The 20,188-nt window shown below is 51.1% G+C and carries 14 protein-coding genes; 3 read left to right on the top strand and 11 right to left on the bottom strand.

The genetic code is table 11. The features are described from left to right. Positions 1-77: 77 nt before the first annotated feature. The 3 genes from C7A19_RS07410 to C7A19_RS07400 all read right to left on the bottom strand — a co-directional run bounded on the left by C7A19_RS07410 (position 78) and on the right by C7A19_RS07400 (position 2,351). The gene (locus C7A19_RS07410) at positions 78-1,307 is read right to left on the bottom strand and encodes an ammonium transporter (RefSeq protein WP_077599642.1); all 1,230 of its coding nucleotides are present in this window, start codon (positions 1,305-1,307) and stop codon (positions 78-80) included. Between the two features lie 18 nt (positions 1,308-1,325). Continuing rightward, positions 1,326-1,664 carry a P-II family nitrogen regulator gene (locus C7A19_RS07405; RefSeq protein WP_069363377.1) on the bottom strand — a complete coding sequence of 113 codons (339 nt, stop codon included), beginning with the start codon at positions 1,662-1,664 and terminating at the stop codon, positions 1,326-1,328. A gap of 303 nt (positions 1,665-1,967) precedes the next feature. Then, a complete protein-coding gene (locus tag C7A19_RS07400; protein WP_162300257.1) occupies positions 1,968-2,351 on the bottom strand; it encodes a YacL family protein in 384 nt (127 codons plus the stop codon). A 126-nt stretch (positions 2,352-2,477) separates the two neighbouring features. Here C7A19_RS07400 and C7A19_RS07395 point away from each other — a divergent pair, with 126 nt between their 5' ends. After that, a complete protein-coding gene (locus tag C7A19_RS07395; protein ID WP_116644588.1) occupies positions 2,478-3,617 on the top strand; it encodes a glycerate kinase in 1,140 nt (379 codons plus the stop codon). 80 nt (positions 3,618-3,697) lie between these two features. Here C7A19_RS07395 and acnB read toward each other — a convergent pair whose 3' ends face one another. After that, positions 3,698-6,295, bottom strand: a complete 2,598-nt coding sequence (acnB, locus tag C7A19_RS07390; protein WP_116644587.1) for a bifunctional aconitate hydratase 2/2-methylisocitrate dehydratase — start codon at positions 6,293-6,295, stop codon at positions 3,698-3,700. 553 nt (positions 6,296-6,848) lie between these two features. Between acnB and C7A19_RS07385 the strand changes: the two genes are divergently transcribed. Continuing rightward, complete coding sequence (locus C7A19_RS07385) at positions 6,849-8,762, top strand: methyl-accepting chemotaxis protein (RefSeq protein WP_116644586.1); 1,914 nt, start codon at positions 6,849-6,851, stop codon at positions 8,760-8,762. A gap of 133 nt (positions 8,763-8,895) precedes the next feature. Here C7A19_RS07385 and lpdA read toward each other — a convergent pair whose 3' ends face one another. From lpdA to C7A19_RS07350, 7 genes are all read right to left on the bottom strand, one after another. After that, complete coding sequence (lpdA, locus tag C7A19_RS07380; protein ID WP_116644585.1) at positions 8,896-10,320, bottom strand: dihydrolipoyl dehydrogenase; 1,425 nt, start codon at positions 10,318-10,320, stop codon at positions 8,896-8,898. Positions 10,321-10,505: 185 nt separating this feature from the next. Further along, positions 10,506-12,386 (bottom strand): pyruvate dehydrogenase complex dihydrolipoyllysine-residue acetyltransferase, encoded by a 1,881-nt coding sequence (aceF, locus tag C7A19_RS07375; protein WP_116644584.1) that lies wholly within the window; start codon positions 12,384-12,386, stop codon positions 10,506-10,508. Positions 12,387-12,398: 12 nt separating this feature from the next. After that, positions 12,399-15,065: a pyruvate dehydrogenase (acetyl-transferring), homodimeric type gene (gene aceE / locus C7A19_RS07370; protein ID WP_116644583.1), complete on the bottom strand. Its 2,667-nt coding sequence runs from the start codon at positions 15,063-15,065 to the stop codon at positions 12,399-12,401. Between the two features lie 89 nt (positions 15,066-15,154). Next, positions 15,155-15,928 carry a pyruvate dehydrogenase complex transcriptional repressor PdhR gene (pdhR, locus tag C7A19_RS07365; protein WP_046073985.1) on the bottom strand — a complete coding sequence of 258 codons (774 nt, stop codon included), beginning with the start codon at positions 15,926-15,928 and terminating at the stop codon, positions 15,155-15,157. A gap of 235 nt (positions 15,929-16,163) precedes the next feature. Then, on the bottom strand, positions 16,164-16,712 hold the full coding sequence (gene ampD, locus C7A19_RS07360; protein WP_077599647.1) for a 1,6-anhydro-N-acetylmuramyl-L-alanine amidase AmpD: 549 nt from the start codon (positions 16,710-16,712) through the stop codon (positions 16,164-16,166). A 24-nt stretch (positions 16,713-16,736) separates the two neighbouring features. Then, positions 16,737-18,041: a diguanylate cyclase gene (locus C7A19_RS07355; RefSeq protein ID WP_116644582.1), complete on the bottom strand. Its 1,305-nt coding sequence runs from the start codon at positions 18,039-18,041 to the stop codon at positions 16,737-16,739. Beyond that, positions 18,038-19,033, bottom strand: coding sequence for an ABC transporter substrate-binding protein (locus tag C7A19_RS07350; protein WP_077659064.1), 996 nt, complete (start codon positions 19,031-19,033; stop codon positions 18,038-18,040). The genes C7A19_RS07355 and C7A19_RS07350 overlap by 4 nt, the downstream gene beginning before the upstream one ends. A gap of 160 nt (positions 19,034-19,193) precedes the next feature. Between C7A19_RS07350 and nadC the strand changes: the two genes are divergently transcribed. Further along, the gene (gene nadC / locus C7A19_RS07345) at positions 19,194-20,099 is read left to right on the top strand and encodes a carboxylating nicotinate-nucleotide diphosphorylase (RefSeq protein WP_116644581.1); all 906 of its coding nucleotides are present in this window, start codon (positions 19,194-19,196) and stop codon (positions 20,097-20,099) included. Positions 20,100-20,188: the final 89 nt, after the last annotated feature.

Raw genomic sequence — 20,188 nt, 5'->3', positions numbered from 1 at the left:
CGAGGCAAAAAGAAAAAAACCTTACATTAAAAATGTAAGGTTTCGTTTCAGAGTCTAATCGAATTGCGTGTAACTGACTATTTTACGCTGACAAATTCGGGATATGCATCAATACCACAGTCGTGTAGATCCATCCCTGACATCTCCTCTTCTTCGGTGACACGGATCCCCATGGTGTTTTTCAGTACTAGCCACACGAGGAAACTTGCCGCAAACACCCAAGCAAAAATTACCGCCGCGCCCAGAAGCTGCGCACCAAAGGTTGCTCCGGTGTTACTTAAAGGCACAACCATCAAGCCGAAGAAGCCACACACACCGTGCACGGAGATCGCACCGACAGGATCATCCACTTTTACCTTGTCTAGACCGATAATACTGAATACGACAATCACACCTGATACCGCACCGATAATCAGCGCAGCCACGGGTGAAGGCGATAAAGGATCCGCCGTGATGGCCACTAAGCCGGCTAACGCACCGTTAAGCACCATGGTCAAATCGGCTTTTCCCCAAAGGGTTTTACACACCAACAAGGCTGCTATCGCACCGGCCGCCGCCGCCGCATTGGTATTCAAGAAGATTTGTCCGACCGCCGTAGCGTTTTCAAAATCCGAGACCATCAGTTGTGAGCCACCGTTAAACCCAAACCAGCCGAACCATAAGATGAAGGTACCGAGTGTGGCCAGAGGCAGGTTTGAGCCAGGGATGGGATTGATTTTACCATTTTTGCTGTATTTCCCTTTACGCGCCCCCAAGAGCAGGACACCTGCTAGGGCCGCAGCGGCACCGGCCATGTGAACAATCCCGGAGCCTGCGAAGTCGCTAAAGCCTGCTTCTGAAAGAAAACCACCGCCCCAGGTCCAGTAACCTTCAACCGGATAAATCACCGCGGTTAAAATGACAGAGAACACCAGGAATGCCCACAGCTTCATACGCTCAGCTACCGCGCCTGACACCACAGACATCGCGGTTGCCACAAACACTACTTGGAAGAAGAAGTCTGATTCAAGCGAGTGATCCGCGTCCGCCCCTTGCGTACCAATCAAGGTCCCAAAAGAAGGAATAAAGCCACCGCCACTGTTATCCACGTACATGATGTTATAACCCACCAACAGGTACATAGTGCACGCGATGGCGTAGAGGCAGATATTTTTGGTCAGTATCTCAGTGGTGTTTTTCGAGCGCACTAGGCCTGCCTCTAACATGGCAAAGCCAGCCGCCATCCACATCACTAACGCACCAGATAAAAGAAAGAAAAAGGTGTCGAGCGCGTAGCGCAATTCAGTCACCGTGTTTACCAGTTCCATTGTCTTTACTCCCTGTTTTTAAATTGCTTCCAGATCCATCTCGCCAGTACGGATCCGCACCGCCTGCTGAAGATCAAAGACGAAGATCTTCCCGTCGCCGATCTTGCCGGTTTGTGCGGCTTGAGCGATCGCATCCACCACACTATCGACATGTTCGCTCTGCACAGCGATTTCTAATTTTACTTTGGGTAAAAAATCGACCTGATATTCAGCACCACGGTATAACTCTGTGTGCCCTTTTTGGCGGCCAAAGCCTTTCACCTCTGAGACAGTCATGCCGTCAATGCCAGCATCCGCCAACGCTTCACGTACGTCATCAAGCTTGAACGGCTTGATAATGGCGCTAATCAGTTTCATATCCTTCTCCTGCGTCCTTGTGTTTGCATCATCATCTAACTATCAAGAGCCGTGCCAACATTTAAATCATTTAAAATCAACAAGTTAAATTAAAAACACATATAAAGGCGTTCATTTGCACCATTTAAGTGCGAATTATTCACCAACACCGCGCATGCCAAGGGGAGCGATAGGCAATTGCACCAATGGGGAACATCGATACGAGAATGAGGAGAAAAAACGAGGGGGAGATCTATCTATTCAAAGCACGCATAGGGGAATACGTGCTCATCCATGCATCGCTCACTCAGTGAACCTCAGCACTTAACGTCGACCGTAACGGGCAATGAAGTCTTGGTAAGCGTCCAACATCACTAAAAAATCTTGGTAACCACACGCCGCGTAACTTTCTTCATCATAAAAGGTCAGCGCCTGCTCATTGAGCGTGGTTTGCGCCTCATCCGAGGCAGGTTGCAGCATGGCATTCGCCACCACCACGACCTCATCACGATTGGCGGTAAGCGTGAACGTATGCCCGCGCCACTGCTGCTCTGATTCAAGTTGCTGCAGAGTATGTAGACAGGATGTCACTTGAGCCAGCTCAGTGCCGAGTTCATCCAATAGCCAACGTCCTATGGCTTCATGTCCCATAGAAAAAACAATCCGGTAGCTGTCATCAAAACTGTTGCGAGAAAATTCGTAATCCACACTGACCTCCAAATTTGGCACGCTATTGTCCTGCTTTTTGCCAGAATTGCCAAGCCGGAGCTGTCATCCAAATGTCACTTCAACCATACTTAAATGGAATAACAGTAGGCAGCAAAGGATAGGCAAATGCATATCGTGATCGCACCGGATTCATTTAAAGAAGGCCTTAGTGCTCGCCATGTTGCACAGGCGATTGAGGCTGGCATGGTGCCTATTTTACCTAACGCCCGTTTCTCGCAACTGCCAATGGCGGATGGTGGTGAGGGCTTTGCACAAAGCTTTCTCGATCAGCTTGGTGGCGAGCGCTATCACTGCGAGGTCACTGGGCCTGACTTTCGCTCGGTGACCGCCGAATTTGTTATCAATCGCGAACATCGTCTGGCCGTTATCGATGTTGCCAGTGCTTCAGGCCTTCCCTTAGTGCCACAGCACGCACGCCATCCTCGTCATACCACCAGCTTAGGGACCGGCGAACTGATTCGTGCCGCGCTTGACCATGATATTGACGAAATCATTATCGGCTTGGGGGGCAGTGCCACCAATGATGCCGGTGCAGGGATCCTAACCGCCCTCGGCGCCAAGCTTCTTGATGGCGCAGGCAAACCGATACCGCCTACAGGAGAGGGGCTCGGCGCGCTGATGACTCTAGATATTGACGGAGTAGATGCTCGCCTTAACACGGTCAAACTCACTGCCGCCTGCGATGTCGATAACCCCTTATGTGGACCACATGGTGCCACTACCGTCTTTGGACCACAAAAAGGCGCCCGGGAAGAAGATATTCGAGACTTGGAGCAATACCTGCACCGCTTTGCCAGTATTTGCCACCTGCAATTAGGACAGTCCATTTGCCACTTTGCAGGCGCTGGCGCGGCTGGCGGGATGGGTGCAACACTCGGCGGATTACTTGGCGCGCAGCTTGAGCCCGGTGTCGACTTATTGCTCTCACGCACACATGCCCATCACGTGTTGGCGCAAGCCGATTGGGTGATCACGGGCGAAGGCCGTGTCGATGGGCAAACCCAGCACGGTAAAGTACCCGCTGCTATCGCCAGAATCGCACATGCCGATGATGTCCCCGTCATCGTGCTCGCCGGCAGTGTCGGTGACAATTGCGAAGCGCTTTATCAGACCGGTGTCACCGCAATCTTCCCCATTCAAGCGGGCCCTTGTGAATTGAGCGACGCGCTGATGAATAGCAAAAAAAATCTCATGCGCACCGGTGAAAACATAGCACGTTTGATCCGATTAGCCGGTTACACATGAGCGTTACCTAAAGGTTAAACCCAAAAAAAAGCGCCCCTAACAACGGGGGCGCTTTCTGTGAGCCTGCGAGTAAAAGACGCTTATACCGCGGCTTTAATAATCACATCATCCGCTTTTTTGGTGTAGGCATCCATTTGATGGAAGTTGAGGTAGCGATAGGTATCGCTAGCGGTCGCATTAATTTGCTCCGCGTACTCAAGGTATTCCTCTCTGGTCGGAATACGGCCAAGGATCGCGCCGACAGCAGACAACTCCGCTGATGCGAGATAGACATTGGCGCCTGTGCCCAGACGGTTCGGGAAGTTGCGCGTCGAGGTCGACAGTACGGTAGACTTTTCTGCCACACGCGCTTGGTTACCCATACACAACGAGCATCCTGGCGTTTCTATGCGCACCCCTGCCCGGCCATAAATACCGTAGTAACCTTCGGCGGTGAGCTGATCTCGGTCCATCTTCGTCGGTGGTGCCACCCACATACGGGTAGATAAACTCCCTCCGAACTTGTCCAGCAGTTTACCCGCCGCGCGGAAGTGACCAATGTTGGTCATACAGCTGCCGATAAAGACTTCATCAACACTGTCACCTGCCACATCTGACAAGCTACGTGCATCATCTGGGTCATTCGGCGCGCACAAAATCGGCTCTTTGATGTCAGCCAAGTCGATCTCGAGCACATGCGCATATTCGGCATCTTTATCTGCTTCCATCAAACTTGGGTTTTCCAACCATTGCTGCATAGCTTGAATGCGACGCTCGATGGTACGGCGATCGCCATAGCCCTCAGAGATCATCCACTTAAGCATCACAATGTTCGACTCGAGGTATTCAGCCACAGAGTCTTGCGATAATTTGACAGTACAGCCAGCCGCTGAACGCTCCGCGGATGCATCTGACAGCTCAAACGCCTGCTCTACCGTCAGGTGCTCAACCCCTTCGATTTCCAAAATACGGCCAGAGAACTCGTTAATCTTGCCCGATTTCTCCACCGTCAGCAGCCCTTTTTGAATGCCAAAATAAGGGATAGCATGAACCAGGTCGCGTAGCGTTACCCCAGGTTGCATTTCACCTTTAAAGCGCACTAAGACCGATTCTGGCATATCCAGTGGCATCACGCCGGTCGCGGCCGCAAAGGCCACGAGACCTGAGCCAGCAGGGAACGAAATGCCCAGCGGGAAACGGGTGTGTGAATCCCCACCCGTCCCCACGGTATCAGGCAGCAGCATACGGTTGAGCCACGAGTGGATCACACCGTCACCGGGACGCAGCGCCACACCACCACGGTTCATAATAAAGTCTGGCAACGTATGGTGGGTTTCCACATCCACCGGCTTTGGATAAGCCGAGGTATGGCAGAACGACTGCATGGTCAAATCAGCGGTAAAGCCAAGGCAGGCCAAATCTTTCAGCTCATCACGCGTCATGGGCCCGGTGGTATCTTGCGAGCCTACGGTAGTCATTTTGGGCTCACAATAGGTGTTCGGGCGCACGCCCTCAACGCCACACGCTTTGCCCACCATTTTTTGTGCCAAGGTAAAGCCTTTGGTGGAATCAGCCACCGGACGTGGGCGACGGAACACCTCAGAGGGCTCAAGCCCTAAGCTTTCGCGGGCTTTATCGGTCAGCCCTCGGCCAATGATCAAGGGGATACGTCCACCCGCACGCACTTCATCGTACAGGATGTCCGTTTTTAGTTGGAAGGTAGATAGGACATCATCGGTGCCGTGCTTGCACACTTTGCCGTCGGCCGGATACAGGTCAATCACATCGCCCATGTTGAGCTTGCTAACATCAAGTTCAATCGGCAGAGCGCCCGCATCTTCCATGGTATTAAAGAAAATAGGCGCGATTTTGCCACCTAAACAAAAACCACCTGAGCGCTTGTTAGGGACGTTAGGAATATCGTGCCCCATAAACCACAACACCGAGTTAGTTGCCGACTTACGAGACGAGCCAGTACCGACCACATCACCGACATAAACCAGTGGATGACCTTTTTCTTCCAGCTTTTTCATTTGCTCGATCGGGCCAATCTCTCCCGGTTTGTCTGGCTGAATACCCTCGCGCTCGTTTTTCAGCATCGCAAGAGCATGTAAGGGAATATCTGGACGTGACCACGCATCTGGCGCGGGTGACAAGTCATCGGTGTTGGTTTCACCCGAGACTTTGAATACCGTCAGTGTCACTTTTTCAGGAATTTGTGGTTTTTCCAGGTACCACTCAGCGTTCGCCCACGACGCCATCACCTGCTTGGCGTAGGCATTGCCTGCTTTCATTTTGTCTTCAACGTCGTAAAACGCATCGAACATCAATAAGGTATGAGACAGCACTTTCGCCGCAATGGGCGCAAGCTTGTCATCATCGAGTAAGGTGATCAGTGGTTCGATGTTATACCCCCCTTGCATGGTGCCAAGTAATTCAGTGGCACGCTCGGGGCTAATCAACGGAGACTGCGCTTCACCTTTTGCCAGTGCGGCCAGAAAGCCTGCTTTCACATAAGCGGCTTCATCCACACCGGGTGGGATTCGGTTTTCCAGTAAATAAATGAGGGTTTCTTCTTCGCCAGCGGGCGGGTTTTTCAGCAGTTCTATCAAACTGGCGGTTTGCTCAGCGTTCAGCGGTTTAGGCACAATACCCTGAGCGGCACGTTCTTCGACGTGTTTACGGTAGGCTTCAAGCACGACTATTTCCTCTTTTCTCGGTCAGATCGTGTGATCCAACATCCTTGGAAAGTGTTAGTACTCGTATCACGCTTATCCGGCGAAGTTTATTAAAATTTTCCAGCAAGACGAGGGTTCGAGCACGTAACCGCTGCGTGAGGATAGCATTTTTAACCTAAAATTAAAATCTACTCGTTTTGTGAAACATAATACTTAGGTCGTAGTGACGCGGTACGCTACTCCACACCTCTAGGTATAAGTTACCCAGAGCCTGTCGCGGTTGTCACTTATTCTACACCGCTTTTCGCCATCGCGCAGTGATCCGACTACCATTGCTTTGCGCCCAATCTCCCGCAAACGACGACGCACTTTTACCGCTTTATGTTGAAAGCGCGAGTAAAGTGTCATTTTTATCAATAACCCTGAGCAAAGGCTTCAATTTTATTGTTTGATGGTCGATACATAACCAATCATTCACACATATCTGCTAACTTAGATGTTAGTGCCATAAACATCATCACATTTTTGTCACGCTAACCTATCGTCTGTTAATAGACCCAATAGAGAGAAGGGCATGAAGCTAAAGCAACTCACGATCAAACAAAAACTCGTGTTGGCATTTGTCTCCGCGGTGATCGCCTCCACCGCCATCATCAGTTATATGAGCTTAAGCCAAGCACGCGACATCATGGAAAAGCGCCTGTTAGAAAACGAGCTTCCCACCACCCTCACCCAGTTTAGAGATACCATTGATAGTGAGGTAAACCAGCTACAATCGGCCGCACGTCAGCTGGCTTCTAACCCTGTGATGCTAGATATCATCAACCAAGATATTACGTCTGCAGAAGAAACCCGCGTGATCAAACAGCTCAACGTATTACGTGAGCAATACGATTTGAATGATGCCTCCATTGCCAACCGCAACACCGGGCAGTATTGGAATCAGAACGGATTTTTACGGGTGTTAACGCGTGAAAAAGACAGTTGGTTTTACAACTTCCTCGACAGTGGCAATGCCACCATGGCCCAGGTATTCCAAGAGGATAATGGCGAGCTCAAACTGTTCGTCAACTTTCAACAGCTTAACGGTAAAGGATTAGCCGGTTTTTCACGCTCGTTGAAGGACATGACCCGCTTTTTGAATCAATTTAAAATTGAACAATCGGGTTTTGTCTTCTTGGTCAACGCTGACGGCCTAGTGCAACTGCACCGCGACACCAATCTAATGGGTGAGCAAACCCTGAGTGATATTTATGGTGGGCAAGCGCGCAGCTTGCTGCAAAAAGGCGATTTTAATCTGCTCGACACCCGTATTAATGGTGAAGAAGTCCTGCTGGCATCCAGTTATGTGCCCTCAATGGATTGGTTTGTTATCGCCGATGTCCCTGCCGAAGAGGTTTATGCGCCTCTCAATGAAACGCGCAATCAGATCCTGATGGTATCGGTCGTCGTCGGTCTCATTTTTATCGTCGTTGCCGTCTGGCTTGCCGCGACCATTACCAAGCCGATCCAATACGTGGCCAATGTGTTCCGTGAAATTGGTGAAGGTGAAGGGGACTTGCGCCAACGCGTGGATATCAACAGCCAAGATGAGATTGGTCAACTTGCCTCTGGCTTTAATAGCTTTGTGGAGAAAATCCATCGTTTAGTCTCAGACGTTGCCCGCACCGGTGGTGAGTTGCGTAGTGCGGCCGAGCAAGTGTCATCACAAGCTGGCGCCACCCAATCACAAAGCGAGTATCAGCGAGATCGCACCGTGCAAGTGGTGACCGCCATCAATGAAATGGGGGCGACCGTTAATGAGATTGCAGGCAATGCCGCCAGTGCTGCCAGTGCCGCCAATCAAGCCTCTGATGATGCAGCGAGTGGTCAAGGTGTGGTGACCCAAGCACGAGATACCATCGCTCGCCTGGCTGATGACATGGAGAATATGTCGAAAGTGATCAGCGCCTTGGCTGAAAACACCGATTCGATTGGCGGTATTTTGGATGTGATCCGCGGTATCTCTGAGCAAACCAACTTGCTGGCGCTGAATGCGGCGATTGAAGCGGCGCGAGCCGGTGAGCAAGGACGTGGCTTTGCAGTTGTCGCCGATGAAGTACGTAGCTTGGCCAGTCGCACCTCTGACTCCACCGACGAAATCCAGACTATGATTGACCGCCTGCAGCAAGAAGCGCGCAACGCGGTAGATGCCATGGAACAAAGCCGCACCATGACCGCCGAAGGGGTCAATGCCTCCGATGAGGCGTCACAATCGCTCAATGCAATCAACGAGCAGATTGTACAAATCTCGGACATGAACACTCAGGTGGCCACCGCGACTGAAGAGCAGTCTACCGTGGTCAACGATATTAACCAAAATATCGAAGAGATTAACCACAGCTCACAGCAAACCGCTGATACCGCCAACACCATGGCAGAAGCGAGTGAGTCACTGCGCGATCTTTCTAAGCGTCTTGATACCTTGGTAGGAAGCTTTAAGCTCTAAACCATTGCGGTTCTACCGACTGACGCACTAAGCGGGCCATGGCCCGCTTTTTTTGTTCACGATCCACACGGGTTCACAGATATAAAAAAGCCCCGCATAGCGGGGCTGAGTCAGAAAAATATAAACGCGTGGTTTATTTCTTTTTCTTCGCTTTCGGGTTAGGCATATCTGTGATTGAGCCTTCAAACACTTCTGCAGCCAAACCAACCGATTCGTGCAAGGTTGGGTGAGCATGAACCGTCAGCGCGACATCTTCGGCATCACAACCCATCTCGATAGCAAGACCGATTTCACCCAGCAGCTCACCGCCGTTGGTACCCACAACCGCACCACCGATCACACGGTGCGTATCTTTATCGAAGATCATCTTGGTCAAACCGTCCGAACAATCAGACGCAATCGCACGACCTGAAGCGGCCCATGGGAAGGTTGCTACTTCGTAGTTAATGCCTTCTTCTTTACACTCTTTCTCAGTTTTACCGACCCACGCCACTTCTGGCTCAGTGTACGCAATCGATGGGATCACTTTTGGATCGAAGTAATGCTTCTTACCTGAGATAACCTCTGCGGCCACATGGCCTTCGTGTACACCTTTGTGCGCCAACATAGGCTGACCCACGATGTCACCGATCGCATAGATGTGCGGCACGTTGGTGCGCATCTGCTTATCAACATTGATAAAGCCGCGATCGTCAACTTCAACGCCAGCTTGGCCCGCATCAAGCAGTTTGCCATTCGGGCTACGGCCGATGGCAACCAAAACAGCGTCATAGCGAACAGGCTCTGCTGGGGCTTTTTTGCCTTCCATGGTGACGTAGATGCCGTCTTCTTTGGCTTCTACCGCGGTCACCTTGGTTTCCAGCATGAGGTTCATCTTCTTGCTGATGCGCTTGGTAAAGACTTTGATCACGTCTTTATCTGCCGCAGGGATCACCTGATCGCACATTTCGACCACATCAACCTGTGAGCCGAGTGCATAGTAGACGGTGCCCATCTCTAGGCCGATGATGCCGCCACCCATTAGCAGCATTTTTTCAGGTACTTCTTTGAGCTCAAGGGCGTCGGTGGAGTCCCAAATGCGTGGGTCATCATGCGGGATAAATGGCAGCTCGATAGGACGAGAGCCGGCCGCGATGATGGCATTATCAAAGTTGATGGTAGTGCTTTCTTCCCCTTCGACTAACAGGGTGTTGGCGCCAGTGAAACGGCCTGTGCCATTGACGACTGTCACTTTACGCTGCTTGGCCATACCGCCTAAGCCACCCGTCAGTTGGCCAATGACCTTATCTTTCCAAGAGCGGATCTTGTCGATATCGGTTTGTGGCTCACCGAATACCACGCCGTGCTCGGCCATGGCTTTGGCTTCTTCAATCACTTTGGCAACGTGAAGTAGGGCTTTAGATGGGATACAGCCGACGTTTAGACACACACCGCCAAGGTTGTTGTAACGTTCAACCAATACGGTTTCCAAACCTAGGTCGGCACAGCGGAAAGCGGCGGAGTATCCAGCAGGACCAGCGCCAAGGACGACGACTTGCGCTTTGATTTCTTTACTCATTCTGACCTCGTTATAGTCTTATTCCCTGACAGGCTAAGAGCGGTAATTTTTTATTGTTGTGGGTATCTGGGAGCCACAGTTTACAGCCATGTTAATGGGCTGAAAAATAAAAACCCATAGCCTGTGAGCTGCACAACAATTCCCGACCGACCTTTGACCGGCCAGTCGGGTTGTTGGTATTGCGATTAGAGTACCAAACGGCGAATATCAGACAGTAGGCCGTTGAGGTAGCTAATAAAGCGCGCACCCTCGGCACCGTCGATCACACGGTGGTCGTAAGACAGTGACAGCGGCAGCATCAGGCGAGGTTCAAAGTCCTTACCGTTCCATACTGGCTTCATTTCTGACTTAGACACACCCAAGATAGACACTTCTGGCGCATTAACGATTGGCGTAAACGCCGTACCGCCAAGGCCACCTAGGCTAGAGATGGTAAAGCAACCACCTTGCATATCAGAGGCCGTTAGCTTACCGCCACGGGCTTTCTTCGATACCACCATCAGCTCTTCAGATAGCTCGTGAATGCCTTTCTTATTCACGTCTTTAAAGACAGGCACGACCAGACCGTTTGGTGTGTCAACCGCGATACCGATGTTGACATACTTCTTCATGATCAGGCTTTCACCATCTTCAGACAGTGACGCGTTGAACGAAGGGAAAGCTTCCAGCGCTTTAGCAGCCGCTTTCATGATGAACACCAATGGGGTGATCTTCATGCCTGACTCTTTCTTCTTCTCGATCGCGTTTTGCTCTTTACGGAACGCTTCAACTTCAGTGATATCGGCGTTATCCCACTGCGTCACGTGCGGGATCATTACCCAGTTACGTGCCAGGTTCGCACCCGAGATCTTCTTGATACGAGACAGTGGTTTTTCTTCCGTTTCACCGAATTTGCTGAAGTCGACTTTCGGCCAAGGTAGCAGACCCAGTGCACTACCGTCGCCTGAGCCAGATGCTGCGCCAGATTCAAGACGCTTAAGCGCCTCTTTCACGTAGCCTTGTACGTCTTCTTTCAGTACACGTCCTTTACGACCGGTGCCTTTGACTTTCGCCAAGTTAACACCGAATTCACGCGCGAGACGACGAACAACAGGTGACGCATGCGCGTATTCTTTGTTTTCAACAAACTCGTCTTTACCGGCGTCGGCTTTAGCTGCTGCAGGTGCTTCCGCTTTTGGTGCGGGTGCAGATTTTGCCTCTGCAGCAGGTGCAGGTGCCGCTGCTGGTGCCGCAGGTGCACTACCCGCCACCTCGAACACCATGATGTGCGAGCCGGTAGACACTTTATCGCCCGCGGCGATTTTGATTTCTTTCACTGTCCCCGCAAACGGTGCCGGCACTTCCATTGACGCTTTGTCGCCTTCAACGGTGATCAAAGATTGCTCTTCTTCAACCGTATCGCCTACAGCGACCATGATGTCAGTCACTTCGACTTCATCACCGCCAATGTCAGGAACGTTGACGTCTTTTGATTCTGACGCAGCAGGGGCCGCAGGTGCAGCTTGGGCAGGTGCCTCGGCAGGGGCACTGCTGCCGACTTCAAACATCATGATCAAAGAGCCAGTTGAGACCTTGTCACCTGAAGCAATTTTGATCTCTTTAACAGTGCCCGCAAACGGTGCCGGCACTTCCATTGACGCTTTGTCGCCTTCAACGGTGATCAATGATTGTTCTTCGTCGACGCTGTCGCCTACCGCGACCATGATGTCGGTCACTTCAACTTCGTCACCGCCGATATCAGGCACGTGCACTTCTTTGATTTCTGATGCAGCCGCTGGTGCTGCAGCAGGGGCGGCGGGAGCCGCCTCTTCCGCAGGAGCGCTTGATGCGGCACCTTCCGCTTCAAAGATCATCATCAAAGAGCCGGTGGTGACTTTGTCACCCTCGGCAATTTTAATTTCCTTGACCACACCCGCTTGTGATGCAGGGACTTCCATGGATGCTTTATCACCCTCAACGGTGATTAACGACTGCTCTTCTTCAACCTTGTCACCCACGCTGACAAGGATCTCAGTCACTTCTACTTCATCCGCACCGATGTCAGGTACATTAATCTCGATTGACATTATTTCAGCCTCTTACGCGAACAGCGGGTTTACTTTGTTGGTATCGATGTCGAATTTCTTGATCGCTTCTGCGACCACTTTCTTGTCAACATCGCCACGCTTAGCCAGCTCATTAAGTGCCGCTACAACCACATAGCCTGCGTTCACTTCAAAGTGACGACGAAGGTTTTCACGGCTGTCTGAACGGCCAAAGCCGTCAGTGCCCAGTACTTTGTAAGATTCAGCTGGGACAAACGCACGAACTTGGTCAGCATAGTTCTTCATGTAGTCAGTCGCAGCAATCGCTGGCTCTGTGCCCATCACGGTTTGGATATAAGGCACTTTGCTTTCTGCATCTGGGTTCAGCATGTTGAAACGATCGACATCTTGACCGTCACGTGCCAGCTCGTTGAACGAGGTCACGCTGTAAACGTCAGACGCCACACCGAACTCATCGCTAAGCAGTTTCGCCGCTTTACGCACTTCGGTCATGATGGTGCCAGAGCCCATTAGCTGGACTTTCGCTTTGTCGCCCGTATAGGTTTCCAACTTGTAGATACCTTTACGGATACCTTCTTCCGCGCCCTCAGGCATGGCTGGCTGATGATAGTTTTCGTTCATCAGCGTCAAGTAGTAGTAGATGTTTTCTTGGTCAGGACCGTACATGCGACGGATACCGTCTTGCATGATCACCGCCACTTCGTACGCGAAGGTTGGGTCGTAAGAAACACAGTTAGGTACCGTGCTTGCCAAAATATGGCTGTGACCGTCTTCGTGTTGTAGACCTTCACCGTTCAAGGTAGTACGACCGGCAGTCGCACCCAATAGGAAACCACGCGCTTGCTGGTCACCCGCCATCCACGCCATGTCGCCAACACGTTGGAAGCCGAACATGGAGTAGTAGATGTAGAATGGGATCATGGGCAGATCATTAGTGCTGTAAGAGGTCGCCGCCGCTACCCACGATGACATCGCGCCTAGCTCGTTGATCCCTTCTTGCAGTACTTGGCCGCCTTCTTCTTCTTTGTAGTAAGACACCACACCGCGATCTTCTGGGGTATAAGTCTGACCCTGCGGGTTGTAGATACCTACTTGACGGAACAAGCCTTCCATACCGAATGTACGCGCTTCGTCGGCAATGATTGGCACAATGTTCTTGCCAATGCTCTTGTCTTTCAGCAAGACATTCAAAGAACGTACAAATGCCATGGTGGTGGAGATATCACGTTTCTGCTCAGACAGTAACGCCGAGAAATCGTCCAGTTTTGGCAATGTCAGTTCTTGCGTAAATTTCGGCAGACGCTGTGGGGTATAACCGTGCAGTGCCTTACGACGTGCGTGAAGATATTCGTACTCGGCAGAGCCTTCTTCCAACTTCAGGTACTTCAGGTTTTGTACATCGTCGTCAGACAACAAGTCTTGTAGGCCAAGACGATCACGCATCGCGTGAACATGGGTCATGTCCATTTTCTTCACTTGGTGCGCGATGTTTTTCCCTTCAGCCGCTTCACCCATGCCATAACCTTTAACGGTTTTCGCCAAGATCACGGTTGGACGGTCATTGCACTCTTGTGCTGCTTTGAAGGCAGCAAATAATTTAGATGGCTCGTGGCCACCACGCTTAAGTGCAAAGATCTCTTCGTCAGTCATGTCTGCAACCAAGGCGGCTGTTTCTGGATACTTGCCGAAGAAGTGTTCGCGTACGTAAGCGCCATCTTTCGATTTGAACGTCTGGTAATCACCGTCAATGGTTTCATTCATCAACTGCAGCAATTTACCTGAGGTGTCTTTGGCCAACAATTTGTCCCAGCCAGAGCCCCAAACCACTTTGATCACGTTCCAGCCGGCGCCTTTAAAGAGGCCTTCCAGCTCTTGAACGATTTTACCGTTACCCATTACAGGACCATCAAGGCGCTGCAGGTTACAGTTAATCAAGAAGCAGAGGTTATCCAGTTTTTCACGGGCCGCGAATGACAACGCACCGCGTGACTCTGGCTCATCCATCTCACCGTCACCGAGGAACGCATAAACACGCTGCTCAGAGGTGTCTTTTAGACCACGACCGTTGAGGTATTTGAGGAAACGCGCTTGATAGATAGACGCAAGCGGAGCCAGACCCATAGATACGGTAGGGAACTGCCAGAACTCAGGCATCAGTTTCGGGTGCGGATATGAAGACACCCCTTTGCCATCGACTTCCTGACGGAAGTTGTCGAGCTGCTCTTCGCTCAAGCGGCCTTCAACAAAGGCACGTGAATAGATACCTGGAGAAATATGACCTTGATAATACACCAGGTCGCCACCGTCTTTCTCGTTAGGCGCACGGAAGAAGTGGTTAAAGCAGGTTTCATAAAATGCCGCCGAAGACTGGAATGATGCCATGTGGCCACCCAGCTCTAAATCCTTCTTGGACGCACGCAACACGATCATGATTGCGTTCCAACGAATGATAGAACGGATACGGCGTTCCAGATTCACATCACCTGGGTAAGCAGGTTCTTGATCAGCAGGAATGGTATTTACATAGTTGGTGGTCACGCCCGTTGGCATGTCAACACCGTCCAAACGTGCTTGCCCTAATACTTGCTCCAGAAGGAACTGGGCACGTTCTACACCTTCTTCACGAACGACTGACTCAAGAGCTTGCAACCACTCTTGTGTTTCAAGTGCGTCCACGTCATGTTTCATGACTTCAGACATGGCGATCTATCCTTTCGTTGATTGACTCGTACAAAACAAACGTTGTCGCAGCTGCAGTGCCCTTCGCGTTTCTATGGATGCGAATAAGGCTACTCCAACTCGTCCTTGCGTTGTTGAATTCGACGTAGAGACCGTTCGCGACGGCTTTCTTCTCGACCAAGATCCAACAGAGTTTCCTCAATGTAAGCCAAGTGTGCATGCGACGCTTGTCTGGCTTTTTCTGGTTCACCAGCGGTAATCGCATCCACTATCTCAGCTCGGTGTCGGCTGACGTTTTCCACCGTCTCTTGACGGCGATAAAGTAGCTCAAAATTTTGCAAAATATTCTGTTCCAGTAACGGCGCGAGACTGCGCATGATGTGAAGTAACACCACATTATGCGCCGCTTCCGTTACGGCAACGAGATACTGCATCACAGCCGAGGCTTCTGCCTCTAAGTCCCCATTTTGTTGTGCTTGACGAATGGCGTCATGACAGTCTTCAATGCGAGAAAAATCCTCTTCTGTTCCCCGTAATGCGGCAAAATAAGAAGAAATCCCCTCTAAAGCATGCCGTGACTCCAATAAATCAAGCTGGGTTTCTGGATGGTCCGCCAATAACTCTAGCAATGGCTCAGAGAAGCGTTGCCAAAGGCGTTCACTGACAAAGGTGCCGCCACCTTGCTTGCGCGTCAGTAGCTTTTTAACTTCAAGCCGTTGAATCGCTTCGCGCACTGACGGGCGAGACACATCAAATTGCGTCGCTAACTCTCGTTCAGGCGGTAACTTCTGGCCTGGAGACAAGGTCCCTTCCAGAATTAAGCCCTCGAGCTCTTTTTCAATTACATCCGAGAGTTTAGGTTGACGAATTCGCTGATATGCCATTGTATTTATTGACCATCTGCCCCCAAGCTTGGCGCTTAGCTGCAGAAACTGACTGATTGTAAATTGGTAAGACCAATTACTTTATTGATCCCTAAAGTTACCAGACAGCGGGTATTCTGTCCACCTGAACTTTGATTGACATCATGGAAACCTGTGTATTTTTAGCCTGACAGCCATGAATATCCCGCCCCTTTAAATTGGTCAGACCATTCAATTCAGTCAATGCAATAGGCATCTAAATCAGTGCGTGTAACTTTTTCCAGTCAAACGCTACCCCAGGATCCGTTTTACGGCCTGGGGCAATATGTTGGTGTCCTGTGATTCGATCACGAGTAATGGCTGGGTAGGACTGCATCAGCGTCTGCGTGATCGCCGCTAACGATTGGTACTGCTGATCGGTGTATGGATGTGTGTCTGTGCCCTCTAGCTCAATACCGATAGAAAAATCGTTACATTGCTGCCGACCGTCAAAACACGAAGCGCCAGCATGCCATGCACGCGCACTGAATGGTACAAACTGGATCACACTTCCATCTCGTCGGATCAGTAGGTGGGCGGAGACGCGAAGCGATGCGATCTCGGCAAAGTAAGGATGTGCCGAGGGGTCGAGATCCCCCTGAAAAAACTGCTCAATATAGGGACCGTCGAACTGACCGGGCGGCAGACTGATGTTGTGGATCACCAGCAAGGAGATATCCTTGCTATCTGGGCGTTGGTTATGATGAGGAGACAGACAAGCGCGCGCGCCTACCAACCAATGATTGTCAATCTGTGAAAAAGACATATCCGACCCACTTGAGCAAAATCGCTACTTTATCTGGTCAGTCGGAAGATTGGAATACAAGCAACAACGCGCTTCAGGGTGATTTTTGGCGTAATACATGGCGGCATCGGCTTGATTCATCATTTGCTGTAGCTCGAGCCCATCCGTGGGGAAGCAACTTACGCCGATGCTAATGGTCAGTGACAAGAAGGTATCGGCAACCTGTATTGGCGCGTGCATTTCGTCTTGGATACGGGTGATCACTTCATTCAACGCCGATTTATTCGCTAATAAGTCCAGCCAGACAATGAACTCATCTCCCCCCAAGCGGCCAACCAAATCAGAGCGACGCACGCATTGTTTCAAGCGATGACCAACCACTTTGAGAAGCTCATCACCGACCCCATGTCCGTAGGTGTCATTGACTTGCTTAAAATCATTTAAATCAATGAATAATAACGCCGCATTGGTTTGGGCGCGATTGGCCCGCATCACCGCCACCTCCACATGTGATTCAAACGCACGTCGGTTAAAGAGGCCCGTCAACTCATCGCGTTCAGCCAGGAATTTGAGTTGATGCTGCTGCTCACGAAGCTGTTGCGTTTGCCGTGCGACTTCTTCGCTCAACTGCTTTTTGTCCACCATGGTGTGGCTCAGTGCTCGCTTCATCTCATCAACATGATCAGCTAGCTCAGTCAGTTCATCCTTGTCAGTTAAGGTTAACTCCGTGGTCAGATCACCTTGCTTTATTTGCGTAATTGTCGAATGCAATACCTTTAGGCGACGTGTTAGTCGCCGCCGTAAGCGGGTCACGAAGATGGTCACCAACAAGGCTAAAACCACCAGCACGCCGCCATGCACAACCAACAGTTTTTTCTGTTGTTGTCCCGATTGATACATCACCTGCTGCCGTACCGAAAAGGCCGTTTCGCTCATCGCCTGTAGCAACACATTGAAACGTGAGAACAGCATCAAACGCCCTTCATCCACGGAAGGGGCAACGCTTAACTGCCCGGCTGTTACTGACAGTAGGCGGTCAATACTATTTGCCGCGAGCCGGATTGACTGCGCGGACTGCGGCGGTAACGCAAGTTCATCGCTGTCTAACTGCGCACGCAATGCATGGGTCGACTGATTCACATCTTGGCGCGTTTGCGCACTGGGATATTGACGATACAACCATAGACGGCCACGCAGGCTATCAATCTGTGAGTGTACCGCCATGATGCTGTCTAACCGTGACTGAATTTGATTTTGTTTATAAAAAAGTTCAACCGTAATTAACAGCGTGATAAAGGTGAGCGCCGTACAGGCATACACAACTATACTGAGCTGCTGACCGATCTTCATTCTAATAAACTCACTTTTTGCGTGGCCTCAACCAAGGGGCCTGGGTTGAGTATATGGCGGAATGACGGCGTGCTCCCTTCCACTAAACCCGCTTCTTGCGCCCATCGCGCTTGGTTTTTTAACCGCAGTAGTAACGAATCATTCAATGAAAGGCGGAATAAGTAATCTTGCCATAGCCAGCTGAGTTTATCGTCTGACATGTCAAGATACGCGGAGACCTGTACTTTAGCCCGCTCTGGATGTTGATGAATAAAGTTCACCGCGTCATCTAGCGCACTGACAACCCGTTGCATGTCCTGGTGCTGCTTGTTGACTAACAAGCGATCACTGACTAACAGAAAAGAGAGGCTGTGCAGACCTTTACTATCAAGCGAATGCACCGGCTGGTTGGACTGCTTGAGGAGCTGATAGCCGTAGGGCTCCCATATGGCTATCACATCCACCTTCTCGTCGAGAAGCGCTTTGGGCAGTGCTTCGGGAGGATAGCCAACTTTTTCCACCCGCTCTCTCGGAATGTCGTGCAATTGCAGCAAGGAGTCAAAGAAATACTCACTGGCACTCGACGCAACAATGCCCACGCGTGCATTGTCGAGCGCGTGCGCCAACGAGCCGCTAATCTCACGGTCAATAGACCAGAGTTTGACGTCGTTATCTGACTCGACAAAGCTGGTTAGCACATTAAAATCATCGCGCTCAAAACTATTAAACATCACCACCGTCTCTGAGGTAGTCGCTAAGTCCACCTCTCCTGACATTAAGGTTTGAAAACTCTTTACCCCGCCATGGACAGGCTTAAGCGTCATCGCAATACCATGCTTTTTAAATAGTCCCTGCTCTTTGGCCACAATAATCGGGGCAGACAGGGGGGTGAGCGAAACCGCAATAGCCAGTGATGATAATGGTTCGGACACTGGCGGCCTGAGTTGCTGCCACGTACGGAACCCAATAAACGCAATCGCTATCATGGCCACCAGGGCTAACCCTCGCTTCATCGCATCCCCTCTTTGACTGTTCCTGCCCAAAGTGTAGACAATTTAAAAGACAGACTATGATCAAAAAGGTAGACGAACGCAGGGAAACGAGAGAGAAAAGCTGCATTTCGTTATCACCAGCGTTATCATTCGACCACTTTTTTGCTGACCGCGGTAAGCCATGATGACATCGACCCCTTTTCATGCTGTCCATGACAGCGAGCGCCGCCTGGCCTATCTCACCTCTCACCTCCGCGCCGACGTGACCCGCGCGGTGACCGACGCACTGCGAGAAGATCTGGATGGCGACATCGACGCCAGCAAAGACATCACCGCTAGCCTGATCCCGGCCGACTCGGTATCCACCGCGACACTGATCACCCGAGAAGATGGCGTTTTCTGTGGCCGTGCCTATGCGGATGAAGTTTTTCATCAGCTCGGTGGCGACGTCACCTTGACGTGGCATGTTGCCGATGGCGACGCCATCACCGCCAATCAATCGCTGTGTACCTTACAAGGCCCCTCGCGTGTTTTGTTGACCGGTGAACGCAATGCGATGAACTTTATCCAGACCTTGTCAGGCTGCGCCAGTAAAACGGCAACCTATGTGGCAGCGCTCAACGGCACCCACACCAAATTGCTCGACACGCGTAAGACCATTCCGGGACTGCGCAGTGCCCTCAAATACGCCGTTGCCTGCGGAGGAGGACACAATCACCGTATTGGTGTGTTCGATGCGTATCTCATTAAAGAAAACCACATTCTTGCCTGCGGCGGGATTGCCAATGCGGTGCAAGAGGCTCGTCGTCTGAATCCAGATAAACCGGTGGAAGTAGAGACAGAAAATCTGGATGAGCTAAAACAAGCCATTGAGGCCGGCGCCGACATTGTGATGCTGGATAACTTTAGCGTGCCGATGATGCGCGAAGCGGTTGCGCTCAATCAAGGCCGTGTGGCGCTAGAAGTCTCGGGGAACGTCACGCTCGAGACATTGGCAGAATACGCCGCCACCGGAGTGGATTATATTTCCGTGGGCGCGCTTACCAAGCACGTGACTGCGCTCGATTTATCCATGCGTTTTCAATAACACGTACGCTCACTCAGCGTCGACCAGGCCGCCCACGATGGGCGGCCTTTTTATCACTCTTTCGTGACAAAAATTTGTGGTGAGTCGAA

Origin of the sequence: Salinivibrio sp. HTSP (assembly GCF_003390965.1) — a bacterium.
GTDB classification, from domain to species: domain Bacteria; phylum Pseudomonadota; class Gammaproteobacteria; order Enterobacterales; family Vibrionaceae; genus Salinivibrio; species Salinivibrio kushneri.
Note: the sequence above shows the minus strand (reverse complement) of the source record. Positions and strands in the feature narration are given on the sequence as shown.

Bases quoted from the DNA above. Each gene is read 5' to 3' on its own strand.
- C7A19_RS07410 (WP_077599642.1), bottom strand. From the start codon at position 1,307: ATGGAACTGGTAAACACGGTGACTGAATTGCGCTACGCGCTCGACACC.
- C7A19_RS07405 (WP_069363377.1), bottom strand. From the start codon at position 1,664: ATGAAACTGATTAGCGCCATTATCAAGCCGTTCAAGCTTGATGACGTA.
- C7A19_RS07395 (WP_116644588.1), top strand. From the start codon at position 2,478: ATGCATATCGTGATCGCACCGGATTCATTTAAAGAAGGCCTTAGTGCT.
- C7A19_RS07385 (WP_116644586.1), top strand. From the start codon at position 6,849: ATGAAGCTAAAGCAACTCACGATCAAACAAAAACTCGTGTTGGCATTT.
- lpdA (WP_116644585.1), bottom strand. From the start codon at position 10,320: ATGAGTAAAGAAATCAAAGCGCAAGTCGTCGTCCTTGGCGCTGGTCCT.
- aceF (WP_116644584.1), bottom strand. From the start codon at position 12,386: ATGTCAATCGAGATTAATGTACCTGACATCGGTGCGGATGAAGTAGAA.
- aceE (WP_116644583.1), bottom strand. From the start codon at position 15,065: ATGTCTGAAGTCATGAAACATGACGTGGACGCACTTGAAACACAAGAG.
- pdhR (WP_046073985.1), bottom strand. From the start codon at position 15,928: ATGGCATATCAGCGAATTCGTCAACCTAAACTCTCGGATGTAATTGAA.
- ampD (WP_077599647.1), bottom strand. From the start codon at position 16,712: ATGTCTTTTTCACAGATTGACAATCATTGGTTGGTAGGCGCGCGCGCT.
- C7A19_RS07355 (WP_116644582.1), bottom strand. From the start codon at position 18,041: ATGAAGATCGGTCAGCAGCTCAGTATAGTTGTGTATGCCTGTACGGCG.
- C7A19_RS07350 (WP_077659064.1), bottom strand. From the start codon at position 19,033: ATGAAGCGAGGGTTAGCCCTGGTGGCCATGATAGCGATTGCGTTTATT.
- nadC (WP_116644581.1), top strand. From the start codon at position 19,194: ATGATGACATCGACCCCTTTTCATGCTGTCCATGACAGCGAGCGCCGC.